This window comes from Microbacterium sp. Bi128, assembly GCF_918698205.1.
Window position 1 is genome coordinate 1 of the sequence record NZ_CAKKMM010000838.1, and the last position, 2,233, is coordinate 2,233.

Annotated in this window: 3 protein-coding genes; 2 read left to right on the forward strand and 1 reads right to left on the reverse strand. The window is 66.8% G+C overall.

What is annotated here, in order from left to right:
- Both LQV45_RS26950 and LQV45_RS26955 read left to right on the forward strand, forming a co-directional pair.
- On the forward strand, positions 1-439 hold a 439-nt coding region (locus tag LQV45_RS26950), incomplete at its 5' end, for a gluconokinase (RefSeq protein ID WP_230009828.1).
- A 56-nt stretch (positions 440-495) separates the two neighbouring features.
- Positions 496-1,890: a gluconate:H+ symporter gene (locus LQV45_RS26955; RefSeq protein WP_223913985.1), complete on the forward strand. Its 1,395-nt coding sequence runs from the start codon at positions 496-498 to the stop codon at positions 1,888-1,890.
- Positions 1,891-2,029: 139 nt separating this feature from the next.
- Here the strand turns inward: LQV45_RS26955 and LQV45_RS26960 are convergent.
- A partial coding sequence (locus LQV45_RS26960) for an anti-sigma factor (RefSeq protein ID WP_230009831.1) occupies positions 2,030-2,233 on the reverse strand: 204 nt, incomplete at its 5' end.

The window sequence follows — 2,233 nt, forward strand, 5'->3', positions numbered from 1 at the left end:
GGGCTGGGACCTGGCCGAGGGCGACGACCTGCACCCCGAATCAAACGTGGCAAAGATGCACGCAGGACAGCCGCTGACCGACGAGGACCGGTGGCCCTGGCTCGAAAGCATTGCGGACTGGATCCGGGCCCACACCGGCGCCGGGAATCCCGGCGTCGTGACCTGTTCGGCGCTGAAGAAGCGCTACCGGGACGTTCTGCGCGGCGAAGGGGTGGTTTTCGTGTTCCTCGAGGGATCACGGGACAAGATCTCCGACCGGCTGGCCTCCCGCCACGGGCACTTCATGCCCCCGGCCCTGCTGGAGTCCCAGTTCGACGCGCTCGAAGCCCCCACGGCAGACGAAAACTTCATCTCCCTGTCCGTCTCCGCAACGCCGGCGGAAGAAGCACAGGAAATCATCACCCGACTTAATCTCGACGCCGCCGACGCCAGGCCCTGAGCCTTCCCGCGTTTCGCCGCGACCAAGGAATTTTGTTTGTGAAATCACTGATAGCAATGCAGCTTCCGGCTGCCGTTGAGGCCGGGACCGGCGTCAATACCCAACTACTGATCATCGCGGGTCTGGGCATCGCCCTGCTCGTGGTCCTGATCGCCAAATTCAAGTTCCACCCCTTCCTGGCCCTGATTCTGGGGTCAGGATTCGTCGGCCTCGCTGCCGGTGTGGAACCGGCCAAGGTGATCATCAACTTCGAGGACGGCGTGGGCGGCGTCCTGAAGGAAGTCGGTCTGTTGGTCGCCCTCGGCGCGATGCTGGGCAAGCTGCTCGCGGACTCCGGCGGCGCGAACCGGGTGGTCGACACCCTCCTGGCAAAGGCCACCGGAAACAAGCTGGTCTGGTCCATCACGCTCGTAGCCGTGATCATCGGCCTGCCGATGTTCTTCGAGATCGGTCTCGTCCTGCTGCTGCCGGTGATCGTCCTGGTCACGCAGCGCTCCAAGATGCCCCTGATGCGCATCGCCATCCCGGCGCTGGCCGGCCTGTCCGTGCTGCACGGGCTGGTGCCGCCGCACCCGGGACCGCTGATCGCGATCAGCGCCGTCAAGGCTGAACTGGGCACCACACTGGCCCTCGGCATCCTCATCGCCGTCCCCACGGTGATTATCTGCGGCCCGCTCTTCTCCCGCCTGGCGGCCCGGTGGGTCCCGGTGGGTGCCCCCGCCGTCGCCGGCGGCGTCGATACCGTGCACGGCGCGGACATGGAGGGCGTCAAGCGCCCGCCGAACTTCACCGTCACGCTGTTGACCATCATCTTCCCGGTGGTCCTCATGCTGCTCAGGGCCGTTGTGGACATCATCTGGCCGGACCCCAAGACGGCCCCCGCGATCCGGATGTTCTTCGACTTCGTCGGGCAGCCGCTGGTGGCGATGACCCTGGCCGTCCTGCTGGCCATGGTGACCTTCGGCTACGCCGTGGGCCTCAACGGCGCCAAGATTACGAGCAAGATCGCTGCCAGCCTGGGCCCGATCGCGGGGATCATCCTGATTGTCGGCGCAGGCGGCGGCTTCAAGCAGACGCTGATTGGTGCCGGTGTGGGTGACTCGGTGAAGGCCTGGGCCGAGGGGACCAACATGTCCGTGCTTGTGCTCGGCTTCATCGTGGCCGTTGCCCTGCGCCTGGCGACAGGCTCAGCCACCGTCGCCACCGTGACGGCCGCCGGCATCGTGGCACCGCTGGCCAGCTCGCTGTCGCCGACGCACGCCGCCCTCCTGGCCCTCGCGATCGGCGCGGGCTCGCTGTTCTTCTCGCACGTGAACGACGCCGGGTTCTGGCTCGTCAAGGAGCTGTTCGGACTCACTGTGGGCCAGACCTTCAAGACCTGGTCCGTCATGGAAACGCTGATCTCCGTGGTGAGCTTCGGCCTGGTCATGCTACTCTCGCTGGTCATTTAGCCGGGCGGGAAGCCGGCTTGCCGGGACGTCCGCCGGCCACAACACAAAGCCGCCCGGGCCTTGAGTCCTTCTACGGAAGGAGTCAAGGCCCGGGTGGCTTGCTGTCTCCTGCGGGTGGCTTGCTGTCTCCTGCGGGTGGCTAGGCGTCCAGCGGTGCGGCGGCGACGGTCGGCAGGGTAGGCGACGCGGATCCGCCTTCGGGCTCCACGGTGATGCCCAGCGCGGCCGCGGAACCGATGCCCTTGACCACCGCGGGCTTGGACAGGGCTTCAGCGTCCATGAGGCCCTGCGAGACCGGGGCCGAGCCGTCCTTGGGGATCAGCCACATCTGGTAGACCTTGCC